Annotated in this window: 22 protein-coding genes and 1 other RNA gene; 16 read left to right on the plus strand and 7 right to left on the minus strand. The window is 52.9% G+C overall.

Features of this window, described 5'->3' with window-relative positions; genetic code table 11:
- Positions 1-12 precede the first annotated feature (12 nt).
- The 3 genes from BEB42_RS05995 to zapA form a co-directional block, all read right to left on the minus strand.
- Positions 13-615 carry a 5-formyltetrahydrofolate cyclo-ligase gene (locus tag BEB42_RS05995; protein WP_000192738.1) on the minus strand — a complete coding sequence of 201 codons (603 nt, stop codon included), beginning with the start codon at positions 613-615 and terminating at the stop codon, positions 13-15.
- A gap of 20 nt (positions 616-635) precedes the next feature.
- Positions 636-819: non-coding RNA, 6S RNA (gene ssrS / locus BEB42_RS06000), on the minus strand.
- 41 nt (positions 820-860) lie between these two features.
- A complete protein-coding gene (gene zapA, locus BEB42_RS06005) occupies positions 861-1190 on the minus strand; it encodes a cell division protein ZapA (protein WP_001276008.1) in 330 nt (109 codons plus the stop codon).
- A gap of 167 nt (positions 1191-1357) precedes the next feature.
- Between zapA and ygfB the strand changes: the two genes are divergently transcribed.
- Genes ygfB through ubiI form a run of 4 tightly spaced genes read left to right on the plus strand, consistent with a single transcriptional unit; the run spans position 1358 to position 5687 of the window.
- The gene (gene ygfB, locus BEB42_RS06015) at positions 1358-1936 is read left to right on the plus strand and encodes a UPF0149 family protein YgfB (protein ID WP_001295378.1); all 579 of its coding nucleotides are present in this window, start codon (positions 1358-1360) and stop codon (positions 1934-1936) included.
- Between the two features lie 25 nt (positions 1937-1961).
- A complete protein-coding gene (gene pepP / locus BEB42_RS06020; RefSeq protein ID WP_001290116.1) occupies positions 1962-3287 on the plus strand; it encodes a Xaa-Pro aminopeptidase in 1326 nt (441 codons plus the stop codon).
- Complete coding sequence (gene ubiH, locus BEB42_RS06025; protein WP_105267219.1) at positions 3284-4462, plus strand: 2-octaprenyl-6-methoxyphenyl hydroxylase; 1179 nt, start codon at positions 3284-3286, stop codon at positions 4460-4462. The genes pepP and ubiH overlap by 4 nt, the downstream gene beginning before the upstream one ends.
- Positions 4463-4484: 22 nt before the next feature.
- Entirely contained in the window at positions 4485-5687 is a 1203-nt protein-coding gene (gene ubiI / locus BEB42_RS06030) for an FAD-dependent 2-octaprenylphenol hydroxylase (protein ID WP_001192212.1), read from the plus strand.
- 73 nt (positions 5688-5760) lie between these two features.
- Here ubiI and BEB42_RS26185 read toward each other — a convergent pair whose 3' ends face one another.
- On the minus strand, positions 5761-5844 hold the full coding sequence (locus BEB42_RS26185) for a hypothetical protein (protein ID WP_123058296.1): 84 nt from the start codon (positions 5842-5844) through the stop codon (positions 5761-5763).
- Between the two features lie 290 nt (positions 5845-6134).
- Here BEB42_RS26185 and gcvT point away from each other — a divergent pair, with 290 nt between their 5' ends.
- The 4 genes from gcvT to BEB42_RS06050 all read left to right on the plus strand — a co-directional run bounded on the left by gcvT (position 6135) and on the right by BEB42_RS06050 (position 11437).
- Positions 6135-7229: a glycine cleavage system aminomethyltransferase GcvT gene (gene gcvT / locus BEB42_RS06035; RefSeq protein WP_000068704.1), complete on the plus strand. Its 1095-nt coding sequence runs from the start codon at positions 6135-6137 to the stop codon at positions 7227-7229.
- Between the two features lie 23 nt (positions 7230-7252).
- The gene (gene gcvH, locus BEB42_RS06040; RefSeq protein ID WP_001295377.1) at positions 7253-7642 is read left to right on the plus strand and encodes a glycine cleavage system protein GcvH; all 390 of its coding nucleotides are present in this window, start codon (positions 7253-7255) and stop codon (positions 7640-7642) included.
- 118 nt (positions 7643-7760) lie between these two features.
- Positions 7761-10634, plus strand: a complete 2874-nt coding sequence (gene gcvP / locus BEB42_RS06045; protein ID WP_105267220.1) for an aminomethyl-transferring glycine dehydrogenase — start codon at positions 7761-7763, stop codon at positions 10632-10634.
- Positions 10635-10693: 59 nt separating this feature from the next.
- On the plus strand, positions 10694-11437 hold the full coding sequence (locus BEB42_RS06050) for an SDR family oxidoreductase (RefSeq protein ID WP_105267221.1): 744 nt from the start codon (positions 10694-10696) through the stop codon (positions 11435-11437).
- Between the two features lie 61 nt (positions 11438-11498).
- Here BEB42_RS06050 and bglA read toward each other — a convergent pair whose 3' ends face one another.
- Positions 11499-12932 carry a 6-phospho-beta-glucosidase BglA gene (gene bglA, locus BEB42_RS06055; protein ID WP_157942748.1) on the minus strand — a complete coding sequence of 478 codons (1434 nt, stop codon included), beginning with the start codon at positions 12930-12932 and terminating at the stop codon, positions 11499-11501.
- 44 nt (positions 12933-12976) lie between these two features.
- Here bglA and yqfB point away from each other — a divergent pair, with 44 nt between their 5' ends.
- Together yqfB and trhA are read left to right on the plus strand one after the other, a co-directional pair.
- Complete coding sequence (gene yqfB, locus BEB42_RS06060) at positions 12977-13288, plus strand: N(4)-acetylcytidine aminohydrolase (RefSeq protein WP_001182952.1); 312 nt, start codon at positions 12977-12979, stop codon at positions 13286-13288.
- 163 nt (positions 13289-13451) lie between these two features.
- Positions 13452-14111, plus strand: coding sequence for a PAQR family membrane homeostasis protein TrhA (trhA, locus tag BEB42_RS06065; protein ID WP_000250283.1), 660 nt, complete (start codon positions 13452-13454; stop codon positions 14109-14111).
- A gap of 194 nt (positions 14112-14305) precedes the next feature.
- Here the strand turns inward: trhA and ygfZ are convergent, their stop codons facing one another.
- Positions 14306-15286, minus strand: a complete 981-nt coding sequence (gene ygfZ / locus BEB42_RS06070; RefSeq protein WP_000886103.1) for a tRNA-modifying protein YgfZ — start codon at positions 15284-15286, stop codon at positions 14306-14308.
- A 252-nt stretch (positions 15287-15538) separates the two neighbouring features.
- Here ygfZ and sdhE point away from each other — a divergent pair, with 252 nt between their 5' ends.
- Both sdhE and BEB42_RS06085 read left to right on the plus strand, forming a co-directional pair.
- On the plus strand, positions 15539-15805 hold the full coding sequence (gene sdhE, locus BEB42_RS06080) for an FAD assembly factor SdhE (RefSeq protein WP_000354046.1): 267 nt from the start codon (positions 15539-15541) through the stop codon (positions 15803-15805).
- Positions 15786-16193, plus strand: coding sequence for a protein YgfX (locus BEB42_RS06085; RefSeq protein ID WP_000244774.1), 408 nt, complete (start codon positions 15786-15788; stop codon positions 16191-16193). Before sdhE ends, BEB42_RS06085 begins: the two co-directional genes overlap by 20 nt.
- Positions 16194-16232: 39 nt before the next feature.
- Here the strand turns inward: BEB42_RS06085 and fldB are convergent, their stop codons facing one another.
- Entirely contained in the window at positions 16233-16754 is a 522-nt protein-coding gene (gene fldB, locus BEB42_RS06090) for a flavodoxin FldB (RefSeq protein ID WP_001055874.1), read from the minus strand.
- A gap of 111 nt (positions 16755-16865) precedes the next feature.
- Here fldB and xerD point away from each other — a divergent pair, with 111 nt between their 5' ends.
- From xerD to prfB, 4 genes are all read left to right on the plus strand, one after another.
- Positions 16866-17762: a site-specific tyrosine recombinase XerD gene (gene xerD / locus BEB42_RS06095; RefSeq protein WP_000806638.1), complete on the plus strand. Its 897-nt coding sequence runs from the start codon at positions 16866-16868 to the stop codon at positions 17760-17762.
- 24 nt (positions 17763-17786) lie between these two features.
- A complete protein-coding gene (gene dsbC, locus BEB42_RS06100; RefSeq protein ID WP_000715223.1) occupies positions 17787-18497 on the plus strand; it encodes a bifunctional protein-disulfide isomerase/oxidoreductase DsbC in 711 nt (236 codons plus the stop codon).
- Positions 18498-18502: 5 nt separating this feature from the next.
- Positions 18503-20236, plus strand: coding sequence for a single-stranded-DNA-specific exonuclease RecJ (gene recJ, locus BEB42_RS06105; RefSeq protein ID WP_000813234.1), 1734 nt, complete (start codon positions 18503-18505; stop codon positions 20234-20236).
- A 90-nt stretch (positions 20237-20326) separates the two neighbouring features.
- Positions 20327-21425, plus strand: a protein-coding gene (gene prfB, locus BEB42_RS06110; RefSeq protein ID WP_001701073.1) for a peptide chain release factor 2 whose coding sequence is annotated in 2 segments (ribosomal slippage) — positions 20327-20401 and positions 20403-21425 — 1098 coding nt in all. Because the reading frame shifts where the segments join, the coding sequence is not laid out codon by codon here.
- The last annotated feature ends 4 nt before the right edge of the window (positions 21426-21429 follow it).

The following is a 21429-nucleotide window of genomic DNA, read 5'->3' on the forward strand; positions in this document are numbered from 1 at the left end:
GGTGTGTCGCCCTCACCACTCCCAGACTTTCGACGGCGTAACTACTGCAGGAAGTGGAATATCCCACTCTTCAACGGGGAGTTTTTCCACCAACTGACAATCATGCGCATAACCCACCGGTTGCATTTGATAGCGCTGCCAGTTTTGTAAGGTCCGATCATAAAAACCACCGCCCATTCCCAGGCGCTGACCGTACTCATCAAAGGCGACCAGCGGTGTGATCAACACGTCTAATCGGGAAAGGGGTAGCACGTCACGCACATCCAGTTTTGGCTCATGGATCTTCAACCTGTTCATCACCAGTTCGCTTTGCGGATGGTAATTCAGGAACAGCAAATTACCGGCACTAAAGGGATGCAAAACTGGAAGATATACGCGCTTACCGGCGCGCCAGAGTTGTTCTATGAGTGGCTGGGTGTCGAGTTCGCCATCAAAAGAGAGGAATACAGCGACCGTATGTGCCATCACCACCGGGGGATAAGTCATCATCCGGGTAGCGGCTTGTTGACCCATTTCCTGCTGTTGTTCCGGCGTTAACGCACGACGACGTTGCCGAATCATTTTGCGGATTTCTTGTCGGGATAATGTCAGTGGGATTTCTGGTAGTTGCGTCATGGCTGGTGCCAGATAAGAAGGGAATCTCCGAGATGCCGCCGCAGGCTGTAACCCTTGAACCCTTGGTTCAAGGTGAATGTGTCGTCACAGTTTTAAGGCTTCTCGGACGGACCGAGCATGCTCACCAACCGCGGAGCGCCACATTCTTGTGGTATGAAATATCGGCTCAGGGGACTGGCCCGCTTGCGAACATCTCAGAGAAATTTTGTCTTCACGGTTACTCTACCACAGTAAACCGAAAAGTGTCATTCAAAGTTTTGGTTAGTTTTTTCGGTGATGCGACCTTGTTCAAGTAACGCTTGTTCTATGGTCTGCTGCAGCATCCGAATACGCTGTTCCATGCTTGCCGCGTAATCACGAGTCTTCGCTTTTTCTTGCGCTAACTCATAGCTGATATTCAATGCGGCAATGAAGACCAACTGTTCAGTATTTGTGACTCTAGTGCGTTCTTTCAGATCTTGCAACCGTTGGTTCAGATCGTCCGCTGCCTGATTCAACGCATCCCTTTGGTCAGGCGGGCAGTTCACACGCAGTGAACGGCCAAAAATTTGGATATCGACGGGTTGTGCAGACATGCCACCTTCCTGCTGATTGACTGCGCTGCCTTCGTCTTTAGACCCATGGTCTGCGAAGGGGCGACACTATAGCTACCCTGATGAGAAGAGACAAGCCCTTTTCTGGTCCACCAGGGCCCAAAGTGGTAGCATATCATGAATATTCCTCCCTTTGACGACGAATGCTTATGTCTATACAGAACGAAATGCCTGGTTACAACGAAATGAACCAGTATCTGAACCAACAAGGGACGGGTCTGACCCCTGCTGAGATGCATGGTTTAATCAGTGGGATGATATGTGGTGGTAACGATGACAGCTCATGGCTGCCGCTGCTTCACGACCTGACGAACGAAGGCATGGCTTTCGGTCATGAGCTGGCACAGGCATTGCGCAAAATGCACTCTGCTACCAGCGATGCCCTGCAGGATGACGGCTTCCTTTTTCAGCTTTATCTGCCTGATGGCGATGATGTCAGTGTTTTCGATCGTGCTGATGCGCTGGCAGGTTGGGTCAATCACTTCCTGCTTGGTCTTGGCGTTACGCAACCGAAGCTGGACAAAGTGACCGGCGAAACCGGTGAAGCCATCGACGATCTGCGTAACATCGCGCAGCTGGGCTACGACGAAGACGAAGATCAGGAAGAGCTGGAAATGTCGCTTGAAGAGATCATCGAGTACGTCCGTGTTGCCGCGCTGTTATGCCACGACACCTTTACTCATCCGCAACCGACCGCGCCAGAAGTACAAAAACCGACTCTACACTAAAAACAAAAAACGTAAGGAGAGTGTTATGAGTGAGATATCCCGGCAAGAATTTCAGCGTCGCCGTCAGGCCCTGGTAGAGCAAATGCAACCCGGCAGCGCCGCGCTGATTTTTGCTGCACCAGAAGTAACACGTAGCGCCGACAGCGAATACCCCTATCGTCAGAACAGTGACTTTTGGTACTTCACCGGCTTTAACGAACCGGAAGCGGTGCTGGTGCTGATTAAAAGTGATGACACTCATAACCACAGCGTTCTGTTTAACCGCGTTCGCGACCTGACGGCAGAGATCTGGTTTGGTCGTCGCTTAGGCCAGGATGCCGCGCCAGAGAAACTGGGCGTTGACCGCGCACTGGCATTCAGCGAAATCAATCAGCAACTTTATCAACTACTTAATGGTCTGGATGTGGTTTACCACGCCCAGGGCGAATATGCGTATGCTGATGAAATCGTGAACAGTGCGCTGGAAAAACTGCGTAAAGGCTCGCGACAGAATCTCACCGCCCCGGCAACGATGATCGACTGGCGTCCTGTTGTTCATGAAATGCGCCTGTTCAAATCGCCGGAAGAGATCGCCGTACTTCGCCGCGCGGGGGAAATCACTGCCCTGGCGCATACACGGGCGATGGAAAAATGCCGTCCGGGAATGTTTGAGTACCATCTGGAAGGCGAAATTCACCACGAATTTAACCGCCACGGTGCGCGCTATCCTTCCTATAACACTATTGTCGGCAGCGGTGAAAACGGCTGCATTCTGCACTATACCGAAAACGAGTGTGAACTGCGTGACGGTGACCTGGTGTTGATTGACGCGGGTTGTGAATACAAAGGTTACGCTGGCGATATTACCCGCACCTTCCCGGTTAACGGTAAATTCACTCAGGCTCAGCGTGAAATCTACGACATTGTGCTGGAGTCTCTTGAAACCAGCCTGCGCCTGTATCGTCCGGGAACGTCCATTCAGGAAGTCACCGGTGAAGTGGTGCGCATCATGGTTAGCGGCCTGGTAAAACTCGGCATCCTGAAAGGTGATGTTGAAGAACTGATCGCCCAAAACGCCCATCGTCCTTTCTTTATGCATGGCCTTAGCCACTGGTTAGGTCTGGATGTCCATGATGTTGGTATTTATGGTCAGGATCGCTCGCGCATTCTGGAACCGGGCATGGTACTGACCGTAGAGCCGGGGCTGTACATTGCGCCGGATGCGGATGTACCAGAACAATATCGCGGTATCGGCATTCGTATCGAAGACGACATTGTGATTACCGAAACCGGCAATGAAAACCTCACTGCCAGCGTAGTGAAAAAGCCGGAAGAAATTGAAGCGTTGATGGCTGCTGCGAGAAAGCAATGAGCGTAATCATCGTCGGTGGCGGCATGGCGGGCGCGACGCTGGCGCTGGCTATTTCCCGGTTAAGTCACGGGGCGCTGCCGGTACATTTGATTGAAGCGACCGCGCCAGAGTCTCATGCTCATCCGGGCTTTGATGGACGAGCTATTGCGCTGGCGGCGGGTACTTGTCAGCAACTGGCGCGCATCGGCGTCTGGCAATCTCTGGCTGATTGCGCAACCGCCATCACCAGCGTGCATGTCAGCGATCGTGGTCATGCCGGATTCGTCACCCTCGCCGCAGAAGATTACCAACTGGCGGCGCTGGGGCAGGTTGTCGAATTGCATAATGTCGGGCAACGGCTGTTTGCATTGCTGCGCAAAGCACCTGGCGTAACGCTGCATTGCCCTGATCGCGTGGCTAACGTTGCCCGTGCTCAGAGTCACGTTGAAGTGACGCTGGAGAGTGGCGAGACGCTGACGGGCTGCGTGCTGGTAGCCGCTGATGGCACCCATTCAGCGTTAGCCACTGTGTGCGGCGTTGACTGGCAGCAGGAGCCTTACGAACAACTGGCCGTGATTGCGAACGTTGCGACTTCCGTTGCGCACGAAGGCCGGGCGTTTGAGCGTTTCACACTGTATGGCCCGTTGGCGATGTTGCCGATGTCTGACAGACGCTGTTCGCTGGTCTGGTGCCATCCACTGGAACGGCGCGAAGAGGTGCTGTCGTGGAGCGACGAGACGTTTTGCCGTGAACTCCAGTCGGCCTTTGGCTGGCGACTGGGGCAAATTACCCACGCTGGTAAACGCAGTGCTTACCCGCTGGCGTTAACCCGCGCCGCCAGACCTGTTACCCATCGTACCGTGCTGGTGGGCAATGCGGCGCAAACTCTGCACCCGATTGCCGGGCAAGGGTTCAACCTCGGTATGCGAGATGTGATGAGCCTTGCGGAAACCCTGACTCAGGCGCAAGAGCGCGGAGAAGACATAGGTGATTACGGCGTATTGTGCCGTTATCAGCAGCGTCGGCAGAGCGATCGCGAAGCAACCATCGGCGTCACGGACAGCCTTGTACATCTTTTTGCCAACCGTTGGACGCCGCTGGTTGTCGGGCGCAACATCGGGCTGATGGCAATGGAATTATTCACTCCGGCACGCGATGTGCTGGCGCAGCGCACCCTCGGTTGGGTGGCGCGTTAAAGGCGGCTTTAAGGAATAAACAATGCAAAGTGTTGATGTAGCCATTGTTGGCGGCGGCATGGTGGGGCTGGCGGTTGCCTGCGGCTTGCAGGGCAGTGGCTTACGCGTTGCCGTACTGGAGCAGCGCGTACCGGAACCCCTGGCGGCGGATGCACCACCACAACTGCGCGTTTCGGCTATCAATGCCGCCAGCGAAAAATTACTCACCCGTCTTGGCGTCTGGCAGGAGATCCTCTCCCGCAGGGCCAGTTGCTATCACGGCATGGAAGTGTGGGACAAAGACAGTTTTGGTCACATTTCGTTTGACGATCAAAGCATGGGCTATAGCCATCTTGGGCATATCGTTGAAAATTCAGTCATTCACTACGCGCTGTGGAACAAAGCACAGCAGTCCTCAGATATCAGCCTGCTAGCCCCTGCAGAATTACAGCAAGTCGCCTGGGGAGAGAACGAAACCTTCCTGACGCTGAAAGACGGCAGCATGTTAACGGCGCGTCTGGTAATTGGCGCAGACGGCGCTAATTCCTGGTTGCGCAACAAAGCCGATATTCCGCTGACTTTCTGGGATTATCAGCATCACGCGCTGGTGGCGACCATTCGCACGGAAGAACCGCATGATGCGGTGGCGCGACAGGTTTTCCATGGCGAAGGCATTCTGGCCTTTTTGCCGCTTAGCGATCCGCATCTTTGCTCAATTGTCTGGTCACTGTCGCCAGAGGAAGCACAGCGGATGCAGCAGGCAGGCGAAGACGAATTTAACCGCGAGTTAAATATCGCTTTTGATAATCGCCTGGGCTTATGCAAGGTTGAGAGTGAACGCCTGGTGTTCCCGCTGACTGGGCGTTATGCGCGCCAGTTTGCCGCGCACCGTCTGGCGCTGGTGGGCGACGCCGCGCATACCATTCACCCGTTGGCGGGGCAGGGGGTGAATCTCGGCTTTATGGATGCTGCAGAGCTGATTGCTGAACTGAAACGGTTGCATCGTCAGGGTAAAGACATCGGGCAGTACATTTACCTGCGTCGCTATGAGCGTAGCCGCAAGCACAGTGCGGCGCTGATGCTGGCAGGTATGCAGGGATTCCGCGATCTGTTTTCCGGGGCTCATCCGGCGAAAAAACTGCTGCGTGATATTGGCCTGAAACTGGCCGACACGCTTCCTGGCGTTAAACCACAACTTATCCGTCAGGCAATAGGATTAAACGATTTGCCTGAATGGCTGCGCTAAAAATTTCTCTTCTGCTGTTTATTTGATACCCATCACACTTTCATCTCCCGGTTTTTTCGCCGGGAGATTTTCCTCATTTGAAATAAACTAATTTCACCTCCGTTTTCGCATTATATTTTCTAATGTTACGAATTTTTGATTTAGTGTTTTTTGACATTTTTTCAGTTCTTAATATTGTCTTATTCAAATTAAGTTTCTCATCACATCATCTTTGTATAGAAAGTGGAATGTTTTTTGGTTTTTTATTCTGTTGCTATTCTGGCGTTTTTTAACCATAAGCTAATGTGATGATCAATTTTACCTTATGGTTAACAGTCTGTTTCGGTGGTAAGTTCAGGGAAAAGAGAACGATTGCGTTGGGGACCGGGAGTGGCTCCGATGCTGGGTTTCGTGGTGATAATTTCACCATGAAAAAGTTGTCAGCCCCGCTTATTCAATGAGGACAAGATGGCACAACAGACTCCTTTGTACGAACAACACACGCTTTGCGGCGCCCGCATGGTGGATTTCCACGGCTGGATGATGCCGCTGCATTACGGTTCGCAAATCGACGAACATCATGCGGTACGTACCGATGCCGGAATGTTTGATGTGTCACATATGACCATCGTCGATCTTCGCGGCAGTCGCACCCGGGAGTTTCTGCGTTATCTGCTGGCGAACGATGTGGCGAAGCTCACCAAAAGCGGCAAAGCCCTCTACTCGGGGATGTTGAATGCCTCTGGCGGTGTGATAGATGACCTCATCGTCTACTACTTTACTGAAGATTTCTTCCGCCTCGTTGTTAACTCCGCCACCCGCGAAAAAGACCTCTCCTGGATTACCCAACACGCTGAACCCTTCGGTATCGAAATTACCGTTCGTGATGACCTCTCCATGATTGCCGTACAAGGGCCGAATGCGCAGGCAAAAGCTGCCACACTGTTTAATGATGCTCAGCGTCAGGCGGTGGAAGGGATGAAACCCTTCTTTGGCGTGCAGGCGGGCGATCTGTTTATTGCCACCACCGGTTATACCGGTGAAGCGGGCTACGAAATTGCGCTGCCCAATGAAAAAGCGGCGGATTTCTGGCGAGCGCTGGTGGAAGCGGGCGTTAAGCCCTGCGGTCTGGGCGCGCGTGACACGCTGCGTCTGGAAGCGGGTATGAATCTTTATGGTCAGGAGATGGACGAAACCATTTCTCCTTTAGCAGCCAACATGGGCTGGACCATCGCCTGGGAACCGACTGATCGTGACTTTATCGGTCGTGAAGCTCTGGAAGCGCAGCGTGAACATGGCACAGAAAAACTGGTTGGTCTGGTGATGACCGAAAAAGGCGTGCTGCGTAATGAACTGCCGGTACGTTTTACCGATGCGCAGGGCAATCAGCATGAAGGCATTATCACCAGCGGTACTTTCTCCCCGACGTTGGGTTACAGCATTGCGCTGGCACGCGTGCCGGAAGGTATTGGCGAAACGGCGATTGTGCAAATTCGCAACCGTGAAATGCCAGTAAAAGTGACGAAACCTGTTTTTGTGCGTAACGGCAAAGCCGTCGCGTGATTTACTTTTTTGGAGATTAATTGATGAGCAACGTACCAGCAGAACTGAAATACAGCAAAGAACACGAATGGCTGCGTAAAGAAGCCGACGGCACTTACACTGTTGGCATCACTGAGCACGCTCAGGAGCTGTTAGGCGATATGGTGTTTGTTGACCTGCCGGAAGTGGGCGCAACGGTAAGCGCGGGCGATGACTGCGCGGTTGCCGAATCGGTAAAAGCGGCGTCAGACATTTATGCGCCAGTAAGCGGTGAAATCGTGGCGGTAAACGACGCACTGAGCGATTCTCCGGAACTGGTGAACAGCGAACCGTATGCAGGCGGCTGGATCTTCAAAATCAAAGCCAGCGATGAAAGCGAACTGGAATCACTGCTGGATGCGACCGCATACGAAGCATTGTTAGAAGACGAGTAACGGCTTTATTCCTCTTCTGCGGAAGAGGATTAGGGTGAGGAACATTTACGCCTCACCCTCACTCTCTTCGCAAGGAGAGAGGTTCACAATTCACTGCACGTTTCAGGAACCATCGCTCATGACACAGACGTTAAGCCAGCTTGAAAACAGCGGCGCTTTTATTGAACGCCATATCGGACCGGACGCCGCGCAACAGCAAGAAATGCTGAATGCCGTTGGCGCACAATCGTTAAACGCGCTGACCGGCCAGATTGTGCCGAAAGATATTCAGCTTGCGATACCACCGCAGGTTGGCGCACCGGCGACCGAATACGCCGCGCTGGCGGAACTCAAGGCTATTGCCAGTCGCAATAAACGCTTCGCGTCTTACATCGGCATGGGTTACACCGCCGTGCAGCTACCGCCGGTTATCCTGCGTAACATGCTGGAAAATCCGGGCTGGTATACCGCGTATACTCCGTATCAACCTGAAGTCTCCCAGGGCCGCCTTGAAGCACTGCTTAACTTCCAGCAGGTAACGCTGGATTTGACCGGGCTGGATATGGCCTCTGCTTCTTTGTTGGATGAAGCCACCGCTGCCGCCGAAGCAATGGCGATGGCAAAACGCGTCAGTAAACTGAAAAATGCCAACCGCTTCTTCGTTGCTTCTGACGTGCATCCGCAAACCTTAGATGTAGTACGTACACGCGCAGAAACCTTTGGTTTTGAAGTGATTGTCGACGATGCGCAAAAAGTTCTCGATCACCAGGACGTCTTCGGCGTGCTGTTACAGCAGGTTGGCACTACCGGTGAAATTCACGACTACACTGCGCTTATCAGCGAACTGAAATCACGCAAAATTGTAGTCAGCGTCGCCGCCGATATTATGGCGCTGGTGCTGTTAACTGCACCGGGTAAACAGGGCGCGGATATTGTCTTTGGTTCGGCGCAACGCTTTGGCGTACCGATGGGCTACGGTGGCCCACATGCGGCATTCTTTGCGGCGAAAGATGAATACAAACGCTCAATGCCGGGCCGTATTATTGGTGTATCGAAAGATGCTGCGGGCAATACCGCTCTGCGCATGGCGATGCAGACTCGCGAGCAACATATTCGCCGTGAGAAAGCGAACTCCAACATTTGTACTTCCCAGGTACTGCTGGCAAACATCGCCAGCCTGTATGCCGTTTATCACGGCCCGGTTGGCCTGAAACGTATCGCTAACCGCATCCACCGTCTGACCGATATCCTGGCGGCGGGCCTGCAACAAAAAGGTCTGAAGCTGCGCCATGCGCACTATTTCGATACTTTGTGTGTGGAAGTGGCCGACAAAGCGGGCGTGCTGTCGCGTGCCGAAGCGGCTGAAATCAACCTGCGTAGTGATATTCTGAATGCGGTGGGGATCACCCTTGATGAAACCACCACGCGCGAAAACGTGATGCAGCTTTTCAGCGTACTGCTGGGCGATAATCACGGACTGGACATCGACACGCTGGACAAAGACGTGGCTCACGACAGCCGTTCTATTCAGCCTGCAATGCTGCGCGATGACGAAATTCTCACCCATCCGGTGTTTAATCGCTACCACAGCGAAACCGAAATGATGCGCTATATGCACTCGCTGGAGCGTAAAGATCTGGCGCTGAATCAGGCGATGATCCCGCTGGGTTCCTGCACCATGAAACTGAACGCCGCCGCCGAGATGATCCCAATCACCTGGCCGGAATTTGCCGAACTGCACCCGTTCTGCCCGCCGGAACAGGCCGAAGGTTATCAGCAGATGATCGCCCAACTGGCTGACTGGCTGGTGAAACTGACCGGTTACGACGCCGTCTGTATGCAGCCGAACTCTGGCGCTCAGGGCGAATACGCGGGGCTGCTGGCGATTCGTCATTATCATGAAAGCCGCAACGAAGGGCATCGCGATATCTGCCTGATCCCGGCTTCTGCGCACGGCACTAACCCGGCTTCCGCGCATATGGCAGGAATGCAGGTGGTGGTTGTGGCGTGTGATAAAAACGGCAACATCGATCTGACTGACCTGCGCGCGAAAGCGGAGCAGGCGGGCGATAATCTCTCCTGCATTATGGTGACCTATCCTTCCACCCACGGCGTGTACGAAGAAACGATCCGTGAAGTGTGTGAAATCGTGCATCAGTTCGGCGGTCAGGTTTACCTTGATGGCGCGAACATGAACGCCCAGGTTGGCATCACTTCGCCGGGCTTTATTGGCGCGGACGTTTCGCACCTTAACCTGCATAAAACTTTCTGCATTCCGCACGGCGGTGGTGGTCCGGGTATGGGACCGATCGGTGTGAAAGCGCATCTGGCACCGTTTGTACCGGGTCATAGCGTGGTGCAAATCGAAGGCATGTTAACCCGTCAGGGCGCGGTTTCTGCGGCACCGTTCGGTAGCGCATCCATTCTGCCAATCAGCTGGATGTACATCCGCATGATGGGCGCAGAAGGGCTGAAAAAAGCAAGCCAGGTGGCAATTCTTAACGCCAACTATATTGCCAGCCGCCTGCAGGATGCCTTCCCGGTGCTGTATACCGGCCGCGACGGTCGCGTGGCGCACGAATGTATTCTCGATATTCGCCCGCTGAAAGAAGAAACCGGCATCAGCGAGCTGGATATTGCCAAGCGCCTGATCGACTACGGTTTTCACGCGCCGACTATGTCGTTCCCGGTGGCGGGTACGCTGATGGTTGAACCGACTGAATCTGAAAGCAAAGTGGAACTGGATCGTTTTATCGATGCGATGCTGTCTATCCGCGCAGAAATCGACCAGGTGAAAGCCGGTGTTTGGCCGCTGGAAGATAACCCGCTAGTGAACGCGCCGCACATTCAGAGCGAACTGGTCGCCGAGTGGGCGCATCCGTACAGCCGTGAAGTTGCAGTATTCCCGGCAGGCGTGGCAGACAAATACTGGCCAACAGTGAAACGTCTGGATGATGTTTACGGCGACCGTAACCTGTTCTGCTCCTGCGTACCGATTAGCGAATACCAGTAATTTACTGATTCGACTATCTTCTAAAGGCGCTTCGGCGCCTTTATTTTTGGGGAAAACAAATGGCTATAGCACTTGTGACGGGTGGCAGTCGTGGCATCGGGCGAGCAACGGCGTTACTGTTGGCGCAAGAAGGATATACGGTGGCGGTTAATTATCAGCAAAACCGCCACGCAGCGCAGGAAGTTGTGAAGTTAATCACGCAAGCCGGTGGCAAAGCGTTTGCGCTCCAGGCGGATATCAGTGACGAAAACCAGGTGGTGGTGATGTTTGCGGCAATCGACCAGCGCGATGAACCGCTAGCCGCACTGGTCAATAACGCAGGAATTTTGTTTACCCAATGCTCAGTGGAAAATCTCACCGCAGAGCGAATCAACCGAGTACTTTCCACCAATGTGACGGGATATTTTCTCTGCTGCCGCGAGGCGGTAAAGCGCATGGCGCTTAAAAATGGCGGTAATGGCGGTGCTATCGTCAACGTCTCTTCAGTGGCCTCACGGCTGGGATCTCCGGGGGAATACGTTGATTATGCGGCCTCGAAAGGGGCGATTGATACGTTAACCACAGGGCTGTCGCTGGAAGTCGCCGCGCAGGGGATCCGCGTTAACGGCGTGCGGCCAGGGTTTATTTATACCGAAATGCACGCCAGCGGTGGCGAGCCTGGACGCGTTGATCGCGTTAAGTCGAACATCCCCATGCAGCGTGGCGGACAGGCGGAAGAGGTCGCGCAGGCCATCGTCTGGCTGTTAAGTGATAAAGCCTCTTATGTTACGGGAAGTTTTATCGATTTGGCGGGCGGGAAATAAAACAGGACAGTTGTCTGACCGGATGCAACGCAACAAGTATTGCATCCGGTACTTCATCGACTTAAAGCTTCTCGCCGTTGCTGGCAATCACCTCTTTGTACCAGTCAAAGCTCTTCTTACGTGAACGCGACATATCGCCAGTACCGTCGTCATGTTTATCCACATAGATAAAGCCGTAGCGTTTGCTGTACTGCCCGGTGGTGAAAGATACACAGTCGATGCAGCCCCACGGTGTGTAGCCCATCAGGTCCACGCCATCGTAAGTCACCGCTTTTTTCATCTCTTCGATATGGGCGCGCAGGTAATCAATGCGGTAGTCGTCGTTGATGCTGCCGTCTTCTTCCACTTTGTCGTAAGCGCCAAAACCGTTTTCGACAATAAACAGCGGCTTCTGATAACGCTCATACAGTTCGCATAGTGCATAGCGCAGACCCACCGGATCAATCTGCCATCCCCAGTCCGACGCTTTAACAAATGGGTTCGGTACACTGCCTTCAAAACCAGAGATCGCATCGCCGGTGCCGCCTTCGGCCTTCACTGCGTTGGTCATGTAATAGCTGAAACCAAGATAATCGCAGGTGCCTTCACGCAGTACATCGAGATCGCCGTCTTCCATTTTGATGTTAAATCTGCGACGCTCCCACTCGTTCAACACATACGACGGGTAATAGCCGCGTAGCTGCACATCGGTAAAGACGTAGCGTTCGCGCATCGACTCCTGAGCGAACATCACATCGTCCGGGTTACAGGAGTAAGGATAGAGCGGCACCATCGCCAGCATACAGCCGACTTTCATCTCCGGGTTAATGCGACGCGCGGCTTTCACCGCCAGGGCGCTGGCGACAAACTGGTGATGCAGCACCTGATACATCGTCTCTTCCGGGTTTTCATGTTCGGTATACACCACGCCAGAGCAGCAGTAACCGAACAGAGGTGCACGCCAGTTACGCTGGTTGTTAATTTCGTTGAAGGTCATCCAGTATTTGACTTTATGCTTATAGCGTTCAAATACCACTTCCGCGAAACGTACAAAGAAATCAACCACTTTACGGTTAGTCCAGCTACCGTATTGCTGCACCAGATGCAGCGGCATTTCAAAGTGGGAGAGGGTGATCACCGGTTCGATGTTGTATTTCAGCAGTTCATCGAACATATCATCGTAGAACTTCAGCCCTTCTTCGTTTGGCTGAGCTTCATCACCTTTTGGAAAAATGCGCGTCCAGGCGATGGATGTACGAAAACATTTGAAGCCCATTTCGGCAAATAGCTTGATGTCTTCCTTGTAGTGACCATAAAAATCAACGGCTTCATGGTTCGGATAGTATTTGCCCGGCAAGACTTCTTTGGTGATTTCGCGCGGCACGCCGTGTGCGCCACCGGTCAGTACGTCACAAATACTCGGTCCTTTGCCGCCTTTGTTCCAGCCGCCTTCGACCTGATGAGCGGCAACTGCGCCGCCCCATAAGAAATCTTTCGGTAAGGTGAGTTTTTTCACTATCATAGGCTCCAGATGAGTCAATTCTTACAGGAAATAGTACCATGCAGCCAAACGACATCACTTTTTTTCAACGATTCCAGGATGACATTCTGGCTGGGCGTAAAACCATCACCATCCGCGACGAGTCTGAATCGCACTTCAAAACGGGTGATGTGCTTCGTGTCGGGCGTTTTGAAGATGACGGTTATTTTTGCACGATTGAAGTCACCGCAACCTCAACCGTAACGCTGGATACACTGACGGAAAAACATGCAGAGCAGGAAAATATGACCCTGACTGATCTGAAAAAGGTCATTGCCGATATCTATCCCGGCCAGACACAGTTTTATGTGATTGAATTTAAATGCCTTTAAATTGAACTCACGCCTGTTAGTTGAAATTTCGTATTTAATTTCATGATTTTTCGGAGATTAGTCTCAAATCAGAATTTATTTTAGCTAACAGGTGTTCACTGGAACTATTCTCAGTTACGCTGGAGAAGTGTTCACGTGCGTGTACGTTTCTCCGGAGTAAGTTATGGTTCAGAAGCCCCTCATTAAGCAGGGATATTCGCTGGCAGAGGAAATTGCCAACAGCGTCAGTCACGGCATTGGGCTGGTGTTTGGTATCGTTGGGCTGGTGTTGTTACTGGTTCAGGCGGTGGATCTCAATGCCAGCGCCACAGCGATAACCAGTTACAGCCTCTATGGCGGCAGTATGATCCTGCTGTTTCTTGCTTCGACGCTTTATCACGCCGTTCCCCATCAACGGGCAAAAATGTGGCTGAAGAAATTTGACCACTGTGCCATTTATCTATTGATTGCCGGAACCTACACGCCGTTTTTGCTGGTGGGGCTGGATTCTCCGTTAGCGCGCGGGTTGATGATTGTTATCTGGAGCCTGGCGCTGTTGGGGATTCTGTTCAAGCTGACCATCGCGCACCGATTCAAAATTTTATCTCTGGTGACTTATCTGGCGATGGGCTGGCTGTCGCTGGTGGTGATTTATGAAATGGCCGTTAAGCTCGCGGCGGGCAGCGTTACCTTACTGGCGGTAGGCGGAGTGGTTTATTCGCTCGGGGTGATTTTCTATGTCTGCAAACGCATTCCGTACAATCATGCCATCTGGCACGGCTTTGTGCTCGGCGGCAGCGTGTGCCACTTTCTGGCGATCTATTTGTATATTGGGCAGGCGTAATGGGTGTGCCTTTGTAGGCCTGATAAGACGCGTCAGCGTCGCATCAGGCATCGGATCGCAACTGCCGGATGCGGCGTGAACGCCTTATCCGGCCTACGGGCCGCGTCCTTGGTGTGATAAAGGCACCAAATCCCAGGCATGATAAGACGCGTCAGCGTCGCATCAGGCAATAGTCGCCGGAGCGATACAGAGATTTACTCTTCCAGCGAATACGGCAGCGGCTCGATATGCAATGTATTCGCATCGTCGCGTACGCGGAAGATGCTGTCCGGTTCCATATCGTTATTCATGACGACCTGTACCACGACCTGACCATCTTCCAGTTTTACCGCAGCCAGCACCGTACCGGTACGACGCCAGTTCTCGCCCATTTTCAGCTCTAAGTCTTCACCCGCTTCCGGCAGTCGGCTGGCACTACCTGCCAGCAACCAGAGCGCGCGTTTGTTGGCCCCACGGAATTTTGCTCGCGCCACCATCTCTTGTCCGGTATAGCAGCCTTTTTTAAAGCTGATGCCGCCCAGCGCCTGGAGGTTGGTCGCCTGTGGGATAAACTGCCCGCTGTTGGCGGCATCAATCACCGGAAAACCCGCTTCAATGTTTAATGCCAGCCACTGTTGGCTATTGTTCAGTTCTGCTTCACCGCGCAGTTTATCGGTCAGCATATTGGCGGTAGCTTCATCGGTTACAATCAGGAAACGTTCTGCTGGGTGTTCAAACCATAGCAGGGTAGTCGCACCTTCTCTGATAACCTGCTTTTCCTTCGAAGGCAGTTCACTAAAGAGATTTGCCAGCGCGGCGCGCGCCTGAAAACCGGCAACACCAAGCAGCACACGCTCGTCGTCTGGCGCGATGGTCACTTTAGAGAACACCGCATATTTTTTCAGTTCAGTCAGTTGCGACTCGCGCACGCTGCGCCGTTCAATCCACGCAAAGCCGTCGCCGTCGCGGAACAGACGTAAATTGCTCCACATTTTACCTTTGGCGTCGCAATGGGCGGCGAGCAGGTGCTGATCTTCTGTCATCTGGCTGACATCTGCTGTCACCTGACCCTGCATATATTTTTCGCTGTCCGTGCCAGTAATGGTGGCAAGCGCCCAGTCATCAAGCGTCATCAGCGTCAGTGGCAAACGGGCAGAAGCCGTAGGCTGACGGGGAGGAAAAGGTGTAAAAGCCATAATAGAGTCCTGAGTTGCTTAACGGCGTATTAATGACTAATGGTAAAAGAGCTATGAGGCAATGCAAGTGCTTTCACTACGCGATCTGTGCCTTCTGATATGCTTTGCGAGGCGACTTCCAAAAAAATGAAGCCCTTGAAATATTGTGGGTTAATTTCGCGATCGCGATTGTGTTTACTGATATTCCCGCAAAAGAAGTCGAAAAACACGTTACAATAGCCTGGTACTGGATTTTCGTGAGACAGGAAGAAGATGGACATTAATAACAAAGCCCGCATTCACTGGGCATGCCGCCGCGGTATGCGCGAACTCGATATTTCAATCATGCCGTTTTTCGAACATGAGTACGACAGCTTAAGTGATGACGAAAAACGCATCTTTATTCGTCTGCTGGAATGTGACGATCCCGATCTGTTCAACTGGCTGATGAATCATGGTAAACCGGCCGATGCAGAACTGGAAATGATGGTCCGACTCATCCAGACACGGAATCGGGAACGTGGTCCTGTGGCAATCTGATTTACGCGTCTCCTGGCGCGCGCAGTGGCTTTCCTTGCTGATTCATGGGCTGGTTGCCGCTGTTATTTTACTCATGCCCTGGCCGTTAAGTTACACCCCGTTATGGATGGTGTTACTTTCGCTGGTGGTGTTTGATTGCGTTCGCAGCCAGCGACGCATTAATGCCCGCCAGGGGGAAATTCGCCTGTTGATGGACGGGCGTTTGCGTTGGCAAGGGCAGGAGTGGTGCATCGTCAAAGCGCCGTGGATGATTAAAAGCGGCATGATGTTGCGTTTACGTTCTGATAGCGGTAAACGTCAGCACCTGTGGCTGGCAGCCGACAGCATGGACGAAGCCGAATGGCGGGATTTACGGCGGATTTTGTTGCAACAAGAGACGCAAAGATAAAGATGACGGCAAAGCCTGTGCGCTAAGCCGTCAGTGACGTCAGGCGTAATGCTCTGCCATTTCGTTGAGGATTTGCTCGCACCAGCTCTGAATACGCTCGTCGCTAAGGTCATACTGATTAGTTTCGTCCAGCGCCAGACCCACGAACAGTTGCCCGTCAGCAATCACCGGTTTCGGGCTGGTAAACTCATATCCTTCCGTTGGCCAGTAGCCGACGAACTTCACGCCTTTGGTCGAGAGTTTGTCATGCAGCATGCCGAGCGCATCGAGGAACCACTCGCCGTACCCCAGTTGATCGCCAAGCCCATACAGCGCAACAATTTTACCTTCGAGATTCAGGTCGTCGAGCTGATCCCAGACGGCTTCCCAGTCTTCCTGGATTTCGCCAAAATCCCAGGTCGGGATACCCAGAATGAGCACATCGTACTGCTCCATTAATTTCGGGGAGTCGTCCTTGAGGTTATGTAAGGTCACCAGTTCTGGGCCGATAATATCGCGGATTTTTTCTGCCGCCATTTCGGTATAACAGGTGCTGGAACCATAAAAAAGACCCATATTCATAACGTAAGCTTCTCGATTCTGCTGTGGCTTTTGCGGCTAGTGTATCAGAATCGCTTTAGTCACGGCACAATAAGGCATAATGGATCAAATGAGTGACCATAAGGGGCGCAAGTGAAACAGGATCTGGCACGCATCGAGCAGTTTCTTGATGCTCTGTGGCTGGAAAAAAATCTGGCTGAAAATACGTTGAACGCTTACCGTCGCGATCTGTCAATGATGGTGGAGTGGTTGCATCACCGCGGGTTGACGCTGGCGACGGCGCAAAGTGACGATTTGCAGGCATTACTGGCAGAACGGCTGGAGGGGGGGTATAAAGCCACCAGCTCAGCGCGTTTGCTGAGTGCAGTGCGCCGATTGTTCCAGTATCTTTATCGCGAAAAATTTCGTGAAGATGATCCCAGCGCGCATCTCGCTTCGCCGAAATTGCCCCAGCGTTTGCCAAAAGATTTAAGCGAAGCGCAGGTCGAACGATTATTACAGGCACCATTAATTGATCAGCCACTGGAGCTGCGCGATAAAGCCATGCTTGAAGTGTTGTATGCTACCGGGCTGCGAGTCTCTGAACTGGTCGGGCTGACAATGAGTGATATCAGCCTGCGTCAGGGCGTAGTGCGGGTCATTGGTAAAGGCAACAAAGAACGCCTTGTGCCGTTAGGTGAAGAGGCGGTTTACTGGCTGGAAACTTATCTGGAACACGGGCGACCGTGGTTGCTAAACGGTGTGTCAATTGACGTGTTGTTTCCCAGCCAGCGCGCGCAGCAGATGACGAGACAAACCTTCTGGCACCGCATTAAACATTATGCTGTGCTGGCGGGGATCGACAGCGAAAAGTTGTCACCGCATGTGTTGCGTCACGCCTTTGCCACTCATTTATTAAATCATGGTGCGGATTTACGCGTGGTTCAGATGCTACTGGGCCACAGCGATCTCTCCACCACGCAAATTTATACGCATGTCGCTACCGAGCGTCTGCGGCAACTTCATCAACAGCATCACCCGCGGGCGTGATGTCTGAAAAGAACGGGAAGATTTATGAAGAAAGGTTTTATGTTATTTACGTTGTTGGCGGCGTTTTCTGGTTTTGCTCAGGCTGATGACGCGGCAATTCAACAAACGTTAGCCAAAATGGGCATCAAAAGCAGTGATATTCAGCCTGCGCCCGTGGCTGGTATGAAGACAGTTCTGACTAACAGCGGTGTGTTGTACATCACTGATGATGGTAAACATATCATTCAGGGACCAATGTATGACGTTAGCGGAACGACTCCGGTCAATGTCACTAATAAGATGTTGTTAAAGCAGCTGAACGCGCTTGAAAACGAGATGATCGTTTATAAAGCGCCGCAGGAAAAACACGTCATTACCGTGTTTACTGATATTACCTGTGGTTACTGCCACAAACTGCATGAGCAAATGGCAGACTACAACGCGCTGGGGATCACCGTGCGTTATCTTGCTTTCCCTCGCCAGGGGCTGGAGAGCCAGGCTGAGCAACAAATGAAAGCCATCTGGTGTGCGAAAGATAAAAAGAAAGCGTTTGATGATGTGATGGCGGGTAAAGCTGCCACTCCGGCAAGTTGCGATATCGATATTGCCGATCATTACGCACTTGGCGTCCAGCTTGGCGTTAGTGGCACTCCGGCAATTGTGCTGAGCAATGGCACACTTGTTCCGGGTTACCAGCCGCCGAAAGAGATGAAAGAATTCCTCGACGAACACCAAAAAATGACCAGCGGTAAATAATTCGCGTGAAACAACAGATACAACTTCGTCGCCGTGAAGTCGATGAAACGGCAGACTTGCCCGCTGAATTGCCTCCCTTGCTGCGCCGTTTATATGCCAGCCGGGGAGTACGCAGTGCGCAAGAACTGGAACGTAGTGTAAAAGGTATGCTGCCCTGGCAGCAACTGAGCGGCGTCGAAAAGGCCGTTGAGATCCTTTACAACGCTTTTCGCGAAGGAACGCGGATTATGGTGGTCGGTGACTTCGACGCCGACGGTGCCACCAGCACGGCTCTAAGCGTGCTGGCGATGCGCTCGCTTGGTTGCAGCAATATCGACTACCTGGTACCAAACCGTTTCGAAGACGGTTACGGCTTAAGCCCGGAAGTGGTCGATCAGGCCCATGCCCGTGGCGCGCAGTTAATTGTCACGGTGGATAACGGCATTTCCTCCCATGCGGGGGTTGAACACGCTCGCTCGTTGGGCATTCCGGTTATTGTTACCGATCACCATTTGCCGGGCGAAACATTACCCGCGGCGGAAGCGATCATTAACCCTAACTTGCGCGACTGCAATTTCCCGTCGAAATCACTGGCAGGCGTGGGGGTGGCGTTTTATCTGATGCTGGCGCTGCGCACCTTTTTGCGCGATCAGGGCTGGTTTGATGAGCGCGGCATCGCAATTCCTAACCTGGCAGAACTGCTGGATCTGGTCGCGTTGGGGACAGTGGCGGACGTCGTGCCGCTGGATGCTAATAATCGCATTCTGACCTGGCAGGGGATGAGTCGCATCCGTGCCGGAAAGTGCCGTCCAGGGATTAAAGCGCTGCTGGAAGTGGCCAATCGCGATGCGCAAAAACTCGCCGCCAGCGATTTAGGTTTTGCGCTGGGGCCACGTCTCAATGCAGCCGGGAGACTGGATGATATGTCCGTTGGTGTGGCGCTGTTGCTGTGCGACAACATCGGCGAAGCGCGCGTACTGGCAAATGAACTCGATGCGCTAAACCAGACGCGAAAAGAGATCGAACAGGGAATGCAGGTTGAAGCCCTGACCCTGTGCGAGAAACTGGAGCGCAGCCGCGACACGCTACCCGGCGGGCTGGCAATGTATCACCCGGAATGGCATCAGGGCGTTGTCGGTATTCTGGCTTCGCGTATTAAAGAGCGTTTTCACCGTCCGGTTATCGCTTTTGCGCCTGCGGGTGACGGTACGCTGAAAGGTTCCGGTCGCTCCATTCAGGGGCTGCATATGCGTGATGCGCTGGAGCGGCTAGACACACTCTACCCCGGCATGATGCTGAAGTTTGGCGGTCATGCGATGGCGGCAGGCCTGTCGCTGGAAGAGGATAAATTCGAACTCTTTCAGCAACGGTTTGGCGAACTGGTTACTGAGTGGCTGGACCCTTCGCTATTGCAAGGCGAAGTGGTGTCAGACGGTCCGCTAAGCCCAGCCGAAATGACCATGGAAGTGGCGCAGCTGCTGCGCGATGCTGGCCCGTGGGGGCAGATGTTCCCGGAGCCGCTGTTTGACGGTCATTTCCGTCTGCTGCAACAGCGACTGGTGGGTGAACGTCATTTGAAAGTCATGGTCGAACCGGTCGGCGGCGGTCCGCTGCTGGACGGTATTGCTTTTAATGTCGATACCGCCCTCTGGCCGGATAACGGCGTGCGCGAAGTGCAACTGGCTTACAAGCTGGATATCAACGAGTTTCGTGGCAACCGCAGCCTGCAAATTATCATCGACAATATCTGGCCAATTTAGCGTCATATTATCTATAAAAAAGAGCGTGGATTCGGTACAATCCCGCTCTTATCACCGCATTTTGACTAGTTCAATAAAAGAAATCAGACCATGTTTGAAATTAATCCGGTAAATAATCGCATTCAGGACCTCACGGAACGCTCCGACGTTCTTAGGGGGTATCTTTGACTACGACGCCAAGAAAGAGCGTCTGGAAGAAGTAAACGCCGAGCTGGAACAGCCGGATGTCTGGAACGAACCCGAACGCGCACAGGCGCTGGGTAAAGAGCGTTCCTCCCTCGAAGCCGTTGTCGACACCCTCGACCAAATGAAACAGGGGCTGGAAGATGTTTCTGGTCTGCTGGAGCTGGCTGTAGAAGCTGACGACGAAGAAACCTTTAACGAAGCCGTTGCTGAACTCGACGCCCTGGAAGAAAAACTGGCGCAGCTTGAGTTCCGTCGTATGTTCTCTGGCGAATATGATAGCGCCGACTGCTACCTCGATATTCAGGCAGGTTCTGGCGGTACGGAAGCACAGGACTGGGCGAGCATGCTTGAGCGTATGTATCTGCGCTGGGCTGAATCGCGTGGTTTCAAAACTGAAATTATCGAAGAGTCGGAAGGTGAAGTGGCGGGTATTAAATCCGTGACTATCAAAATCTCCGGCGATTACGCTTACGGCTGGCTGCGTACAGAAACCGGCGTTCACCGCCTGGTGCGCAAGAGCCCGTTTGACTCCGGCGGTCGTCGCCACACGTCGTTCAGCTCCGCGTTTGTTTACCCGGAAGTCGATGATGATATCGATATCGAAATCAATCCGGCGGATCTGCGCATCGACGTTTATCGCGCATCCGGCGCGGGTGGTCAGCACGTTAACCGTACCGAATCTGCGGTGCGTATTACTCACATCCCAACCGGGATTGTGACCCAATGCCAGAACGACCGTTCCCAGCACAAGAACAAAGACCAGGCCATGAAGCAGATGAAAGCGAAGCTTTATGAACTGGAGATGCAGAAGAAAAATGCCGAGAAACAGGCGATGGAAGATAACAAATCTGACATCGGCTGGGGCAGCCAGATTCGTTCTTATGTCCTTGATGACTCCCGCATTAAAGATCTGCGTACCGGGGTAGAAACTCGTAACACGCAGGCAGTGCTGGACGGCAGCCTGGATCAATTTATCGAAGCAAGTTTGAAAGCAGGGTTATGAGGAA

This window comes from Escherichia sp. MOD1-EC5990 (assembly GCF_002965285.1).
Taxonomy (GTDB): Bacteria; Pseudomonadota; Gammaproteobacteria; order Enterobacterales; family Enterobacteriaceae; genus Escherichia; species Escherichia coli_F.